The 6,313-nt window shown below is 75.8% G+C and carries 5 protein-coding genes and 1 pseudogene; all 6 read left to right on the top strand.

What is annotated here, in order from left to right; translation table 11 throughout:
• Window positions 1-281 (top strand): annotated as a pseudogene (locus L6E12_RS30445) (hypothetical protein); the annotation flags it as partial.
• A 786-nt stretch (window positions 282-1,067) separates the two neighbouring features.
• The gene (gene edd / locus L6E12_RS30440; RefSeq protein ID WP_236231373.1) at window positions 1,068-2,951 is read left to right on the top strand and encodes a phosphogluconate dehydratase; all 1,884 of its coding nucleotides are present in this window, start codon (window positions 1,068-1,070) and stop codon (window positions 2,949-2,951) included.
• Window positions 2,952-3,012: 61 nt separating this feature from the next.
• Window positions 3,013-3,621: a bifunctional 4-hydroxy-2-oxoglutarate aldolase/2-dehydro-3-deoxy-phosphogluconate aldolase gene (gene eda, locus L6E12_RS30435; RefSeq protein ID WP_236231372.1), complete on the top strand. Its 609-nt coding sequence runs from the start codon at window positions 3,013-3,015 to the stop codon at window positions 3,619-3,621.
• 38 nt (window positions 3,622-3,659) lie between these two features.
• Window positions 3,660-4,505 carry an SIS domain-containing protein gene (locus L6E12_RS30430; protein WP_236231371.1) on the top strand — a complete coding sequence of 282 codons (846 nt, stop codon included), beginning with the start codon at window positions 3,660-3,662 and terminating at the stop codon, window positions 4,503-4,505.
• The gene (locus L6E12_RS30425) at window positions 4,496-5,368 is read left to right on the top strand and encodes a class II fructose-bisphosphate aldolase (protein ID WP_236231370.1); all 873 of its coding nucleotides are present in this window, start codon (window positions 4,496-4,498) and stop codon (window positions 5,366-5,368) included. The genes L6E12_RS30430 and L6E12_RS30425 overlap by 10 nt, the downstream gene beginning before the upstream one ends.
• Window positions 5,369-5,418: 50 nt before the next feature.
• Entirely contained in the window at window positions 5,419-6,312 is an 894-nt protein-coding gene (locus tag L6E12_RS30420; RefSeq protein ID WP_236231369.1) for a 1-phosphofructokinase family hexose kinase, read from the top strand.
• The last annotated feature ends 1 nt before the right edge of the window (window position 6,313 follow it).

Raw genomic sequence — 6,313 nt, 5'->3', positions numbered from 1 at the left:
CCCCGCCAGCCCCGCAACCGGTCGTTCCGCCCCCGCCACCGGGGGCGCCGCCCGCGCCCGTCGCGCCACCACCCCCACCAGCCCCGGCGCCTGCCCCACCCGCCCCCGCGCCCTCGACGAAGCCCAGGCCGGACCGGGTCCGCGAGGCGGTCCCCACCCCCCAGCAGCGCGCCCGCGAGGCCACGGAGAAAAAGCGCCGCTGGGGCCTCACCGCCCTGGTCCTGCTGTGCGGAGCAGGCGCCGCCGCCGCTTCCGCCCGCAACGGCGGCAGGCACCGCTAGAACCCGCCCGACCACCCCGAACCCGCCGACCCGGCCCAATCCGGCCCGGGTCGGCGGGCCGGAACCCCACCAGAGCAGCAACAACCAACCGCCCCCGGAACCGCCGGTCGGCCACCAGCCACGCCAAACCCCACCACGCGCAGCCGCCAACCGCCGGTCTGGTGGCCAGCCACCCACAACCCGACGCCACGCAGCCGATGACCACCCCACCAACCACTGGTCTGGCGGCTGGCCACCCGGAACCCCACCGGGCGCAGCCAGTCGACCCACCCCCAAACTGCCAGCCGGGCGGCCAGCCACGTCGAACCTCATCGTGCGCAGCGAAAGCCGACCACCCCACCAACCGCCGGCCCGGTGACCAAATGCCCGGGTGGGTGGATGTGCTTGGGTGGGGGTGCCGATCATGTGCAAGCCTGCTTGGGCTGTGGGGCATCTCTTCAGCCCCACTCGGTCACACTGGGCGCATGATCGGCGTAGGGGCCCCGCCCAAGCGGATCCACCCACCCGGGCACGCCCCGAAATCCCGGGCCCTTAACCAAAGACACGGCGCGATCCCGGCAAAGCAGACCCCGAGCCCTGCCACCCCCGGCGCTTGAGCCGAAGCAACACCGCGCACCCCAGGAAAGCGCACCACCCCGAACAGGCATCTTGATCGATCACGTAATCGTCACCGAAAAGTGGGACCCCGGTCACTGAATCGATTTTGACTCCCGCTCCCACCCTCGGTACCGTCGGCCACGCCCGAGCCAGTCCGCACACCGGAACCGACCCGGAGATGACGAGCCGATGACGCTGCCCCAGTCGCCCCAGGCCCCCCTGAACACCGTCGTCGCCGAGGTCACCGCGCGCATCGCCGAGCGCAGCGCGCCCGCCCGGCGGGCCTACCTGGACCGCATGGCCTCGGCCGTGGCCCCGCACCCGACCCGCGCCGGTCTCGGGTGCAGCAACCTCGCCCACGGTTTCGCCGCCTGCTCCGGCCCCGACCGGCTCGCGGTCAAGGGCGTCAGCGCGCCCGGCGTGGCGATCGTGTCCGCCTACAACGACATGCTCAGCGCGCACCAGCCGCTGCAGGAGTTCCCCGCCTGGATCAAGGACGCGGTCCGCGCGCACGGCGGGGTGGCGCAGTTCGCGGGTGGGGTGCCCGCCATGTGCGACGGCATCACCCAGGGCCGCCCGGGGATGGAGCTGTCGCTGTTCAGCCGCGAGGTCATCGCCATGGCCACCGGCATCGCCCTGGCGCACGACATGTTCGACGCCACCCTGCTGCTCGGCGTCTGCGACAAGATCGTCCCCGGGCTGCTGATCGGCGCCCTGGCCTTCGGGCACCTGCCCGCGATCCTGGTCCCGGCCGGTCCGATGGCCTCCGGCCTGCCCAACGCGGAGAAGGCCCGCGTCCGGCAGGCGTTCGCCGAGGGCCAGGCCACCCGCGCCGACCTGCTCGCCGCCGAGTCCGCGTCCTACCACTCGCCGGGCACCTGCACCTTCTACGGCACCGCGAACTCCAACCAGCTCGTGGTCGAGGTGATGGGCCTGCACCTGCCCGGTGCCAGCTTCGTCCCGCCGGGCACCCCGCTGCGCAAGGCGCTCACCGAGGCCGCGGCCCGCCGCGCGGTGGAGATCACCGCGCAGGGCGCCGAGTACACGCCGATCTCCCGGGTGGTCGACGAGAAGGCCGTGGTCAACGGGGTGGTGGCGCTGCTGGCCACCGGTGGGTCCACCAACCACACGCTGCACCTGGTGGCCATCGCCGCCGCCGCGGGCATCCGGCTCACCTGGGACGACTTCTCCGACCTGTCCGCGGTGGTGCCGCTGCTGTCCAGGGTCTACCCCAACGGTTCGGCCGACATCAACCACTTCGCCGCCGCGGGCGGTGTCCAGTTCCTCATCGGCGAGCTGCTGGACGCGGGCCTGCTGCACGGCGACGTGTCCACCGTGGCCGGTCCGGGGCTGGACCGCTACCGCGACGAGCCGGTGCTCGACGGCGGGGAGCTGGTGTGGCGCCCCGGCTTGGCCACCTCCGGCGACCTGTCGGTGCTGCGCCCGGTGGCGGAGCCGTTCGCCGCAGACGGCGGCCTGCGGATGCTCGCGGGCAACCTGGGCCGGGCCGTGGTCAAGGTGTCCGCGGTGGCCCCGGAGCACCGGGTGGTGCAGGCGCCCGCGGCCGTGTTCACCAGCCAGGAGGCGGTCGACGCGGCGTTCCGGGCGGGTGAGCTCGACCGGGACGTGGTGATCGTGCTGCGCCAGCAGGGGCCGCGCGCCAACGGGATGCCCGAGCTGCACGCCCTCACCCCGGCGATGAGCGCGGTCATGGCCCGCGGCCACCGGGTCGCGCTGGTCACCGACGGCCGGATGTCCGGGGCGTCGGGCAAGATCCCGGCCGCCATCCACTGCACCCCCGAGGCCGCCGCGGGCGGGCCGATCGCCCTGGTGCACGACGGCGACCTGGTCCGGCTGGACGCGAACACCGGCCGGTTGCAGCTCCTGGTCGACGCGGACGTCCTCGCCGCCCGCACCCCGGTCGACACCCACGCCGACGACACCGCCTGGACGGGCACCGGCCGCGAGCTGTTCGCCGCGCTGCGCCGCTCGGTGGGCCCCGCCGACCACGGCGCCAGCGCCTTCGGCCCGGCCTACGCCCCCGCCGCCGACGACTTCGAGTTCTCCGCCTGAGTCCGGCCCCCGCCGGATCCCCCTTCCCGCACCGCCGACCCGACCCGCGCTTGGAGTGCCCGTGAGCCTGCTCGACGTCTCGCCCGTCGTCCCCGTCGTGGTCATCGAGGACGCGGCGCACGCGGTGCCGCTGGCCCGGGCGCTGCTGCGCGGCGGCATCGGCATCGTCGAGGTCACCCTGCGCACCCCGGCCGCGCTGGAGGCCATCCGCGCCATCGCCGCCGAGGTGCCCGGCACCCTGGTCGGCGCGGGCACGGTGACCGCCCCGGAGCACGCCAAGGCGGCGCTGGAGGCAGGCGCGGGCTTCCTGGTCACCCCCGGCAGCACCGACCTGGTCCTGGGCGCCGCCGCCGACACCGGGCTGCCGGTGCTGCCCGGCGCGGCCACCGTCTCCGAGGCGATGCGGCTGGCCGAGCGCGGGTACACCGAGCTGAAGTTCTTCCCCGCCGAGGCCGCGGGCGGTGTGCCCTACCTGAAGTCGATCGCCGGGCCGCTGCCCGGCCTGCGCTTCTGCCCGACCGGGGGGATCAGCGCCGCGTCGGCGCCCGCCTACCTCGCGCTGGCCAACGTCGGCTGCGTCGGCGGTAGCTGGCTCACCGCCGCCCCGGCCGATCCCGCCGGGATCGAGGCCGCGGCACGCCTTGCCGCCGGACTGCGCGCAGATGCATGATGTGCGCGTCTGACGCGCATCAATGAGCAGGGGGCCCGGTGTCGCACGTCGCCGAGGAGATCACGAGCCAACCCGCGTGCTGGCGCCGAGCCGCCGCCGAGGCCCGGCCGGTCGCCGAACCGGGGGAGTCGGTGGCCGTGGTCGGCTGCGGCACCTCCTGGTTCATGGCGATGGCGTTCGCCGCGCTGCGCGAGGCCGCGGGCCACGGCCGCACCGACGCCTTCGCCGCCTCGGAGTTCCCGGCCGGGCGCGACTACGACCGGGTTGTGGCGATCACCCGCTCCGGCACCACGACCGAGGTCCTGGACCTGCTCGCCACCACCGGGGCGACCGTCCTCACCGCCAACCCGGACCTCGCCGGGAACACCGTCCTGCTCGACTACGCGGACGAGGAATCCGTGGTCCAGACCAGGTTCGCCACCACCGCCCTGGCGTACCTGCGCGCCTGCATCGGGGAGGACCTGACCGCCGCCGTCGCCGACGCGGAGCGGGCGCTGACCGTCGACCTCGGTGACCTGGTGGCCGCCGAGCAGGTGACCTTCCTGGGCCGCGGCTGGACCGTGGGGCTGGCGCACGAGGCGGCGCTCAAGCTGCGCGAGGCCGCGTCCGCGTGGACCGAGGCGTACCCGGCGATGGAGTACCGGCACGGCCCGATCAGCGTCGCCGAACCCGGCCGGGTCACCTGGGTGTTCGGCCCGGCGCCCGCCGGGCTGGCCGACGACGTCGCCGCCACCGGCGCCACCTGGGTCGACAGCGACCTGGACCCGATGGCGCACCTGGTCGTGGCGCAGCGGTTGGCGGTCGCGGTCGCGCTGCGGCGCGGGCTCGACCCGGACCGGCCGCGCCACCTCACCCGCTCGGTCGTGCTGCCGCCGTGCCGCTGACCCGCACCGCCGACCTGCTCGCCGCCGCCGTCCGCGGCGGGCACGGGCTCGGCGCCTTCAACGTCATCCAGCTCGAGCACGCCCACGCGCTGGTCGCCGCCGCCGAGCGCGCCGGGACCGCGGTCGTGCTCCAGATCAGCGAGAACTGCGTGCGCTACCACGGTTCCCTCGCCCCGCTGCTCGCCGCCGCGCTGGCGGTGGCCGAGGAAGCCGCGGTGCCGGTCGCGGTGCACCTCGACCACGTCGAGTCCGCGGAGCTGGTCGAGCGGGGGCTGCGCCTCGGCGTCGGATCGGTCATGTTCGACGCGTCCACCGCGCCCTACGCTGAGAACGTGGCCCGTACCCGCGAGATCGTCCGCCGCTGCCACGAGCGCGGTGTGGCGGTGGAGGCCGAGCTGGGCGAGGTCGGCGGCAAGGACGGCGTGCACGCCCCCGGCGCCCGCACCGACCCGGCCGAGGCCGCCGCCTTCGCCGAGGCCACCGGCGTCGACGCGCTCGCGGTGGCCGTCGGCAGCTCGCACGCCATGCGCACCCGCGACGCCGAACTCGACTTCGACCTCATCGCCGCCCTGCGCGCCGCGGTCGGGGTCCCGCTGGTCCTGCACGGCGCCTCCGGCATCGCCGACGCCGACCTGACCAGGGCCGTGCGCACCGGGCTGACCAAGGTCAACATCTCCACGCACCTCAACGCCGCCTTCACCGGCGCGGCCCGGCGCGCGCTGGCCGCCGACCCCGCGCTGGTCGACCCGCGCAAGTACCTCGCCCCGGCGCGCGCGGCGGTCACCGAGGAAGCCGCCCGGCTGCTCGGCGTGCTCGACGCCGTCCCCGCCACCGCCGTGCCACCGGGCACACCACAGGCCTGACCGTCGAGATCCCGGGCGGCGCGACCGCCCGGAGGGGAAGGGGAGTGCGCGTGATCCTCACAGTCACCGGGAACCCGGCGCTGGACGTCAGCTACCGGGTGGAGGACCTGCGGCCCGGCCACACCCACCGGGTGCGGACCGTGCACGAGCGGGCGGGCGGCAAGGGCCTCAACGTCAGCCGGGTCCTGCACGAGCGCGGGGTGCCCACGCTGGCGCTGGGCCCGGTCGGCGGCATCCTCGGCGACTCGCTGCGCGCCGACCTCGCCGAGGCCGGGGTGCCGCACGACCTGCTGCCGGTGGCCGCCCCCACCAGGATGACCATCGCCGTGGTCGACGACGGCGGCGACGCCACCCTGTTCACCGAACCGGGCGGGCCGCTGTCCCCGGTGGACTGGGAGCGGCTGGTCGCGCTGGTGCGGCGCCACCTCGCGGGCGCCGACGTCCTGGTCTGCTCCGGCAGCCTGCCCCCGGGCGCCCCGGTCGACGGCTACGCCGACCTGGTGCGCCTCGCCAAGGGCACGGGCGTGCCCACCGTGGTCGACACCAGCGGAGCCGCCCTGCTCGCCGCCGCCGCGGCGGGCGCCGACGTGGTCAAGCCCAACCTCGGCGAACTCCGCGAGGCCGTCGGCTCCGACGACCCGGCCGCCCTCACCGACCTGGGCGCCACCGCCGTCGTCGTCTCCCTCGGCGTCGACGGCGTGCGCGCCCACACCCCCGGGGGCACCTTCACCGCCCGCCCGCCGTCGCGGGTCGCGGGCAACCCCACCGGCGCGGGCGACGCCGCCGTGGCCGCCCTCGCCCACACGGTGGGCGCCGACTGGCCCGACCGGCTGCGCACCGCCGTGGCCTGGTCGGCCGCCGCGGTCGCCGCCCCGCTGGCGGGCACCCTGGACGGCACCGTGCTGGCGGAGGTCTTCGACCGGGTCGTGGTCACCAGGACCTGAG

The organism is Actinokineospora sp. PR83, from assembly GCF_021056305.1.
GTDB classification, from domain to species: Bacteria; Actinomycetota; Actinomycetes; order Mycobacteriales; family Pseudonocardiaceae; genus Actinokineospora; species Actinokineospora spheciospongiae.
This window is presented reverse-complemented; position numbering and strand designations above follow the sequence as displayed.